Genomic DNA, 570 nt, shown 5'->3' on the forward strand with positions numbered 1-570 from the left:
GCCGGCGGCGGCCGCCAGTTCGGCACCGCCAACACCGACGACTTCCAGACCGGCTACGCCGTCGGCGGCGGCGTCGAGTACGCGCTGCCCACCGACTCGTTCCTGAACTTCTTCAAGTCCTCGGCCGTCACCTTCAAGGTCGAGGGTCTCTACGTGAACCTCGACCGCAACCGCGGCGCCGGCCAGTTCGCCGTCAACCCGGCGGGTGCCGCCGTGGCGCTCGGCCAGCCCGGCGTGGTGCTCGTCTCCGGCCCCGCCGCCACCCGCCGCAACGAGACCGAGTTCGCCGTCGTGCGCGCCGGCATCAACTACAAGTTCGGCTCCTACTGAGCCGCAGACCGGGCAGGCGGTCCCCGCCTGCCCGCACGATCCAAACGAGACGGCCCGGCCCGAACACGGCCGGGCCTTTTTGCATTCGTGCGCGGGTCTCTCCTCCCCCTCTGCGAGGGGAATCGCATATGAGTATCGTGGGCGTTGCGTTTTTGAGTTTGATCGATTCTGACCAAGCTTTTCTCTGTGAGGGGCATGGCTGTGGTCGAGGATCTGCTCGTCATCCTGCGTGAAGTGCGC

General features: G+C 67.4%; 1 pseudogene. It reads left to right on the top strand.

The features are described 5' to 3' along the window. Nucleotides 1-330: pseudogene (locus tag ACP56T_RS21900) on the top strand (porin family protein); the annotation flags it as partial. Nucleotides 331-570 lie beyond the last annotated feature (240 nt).

It is taken from the genome of Methylobacterium endophyticum (assembly GCF_050591105.1).
Taxonomy (GTDB): domain Bacteria; phylum Pseudomonadota; class Alphaproteobacteria; order Rhizobiales; family Beijerinckiaceae; genus Methylobacterium.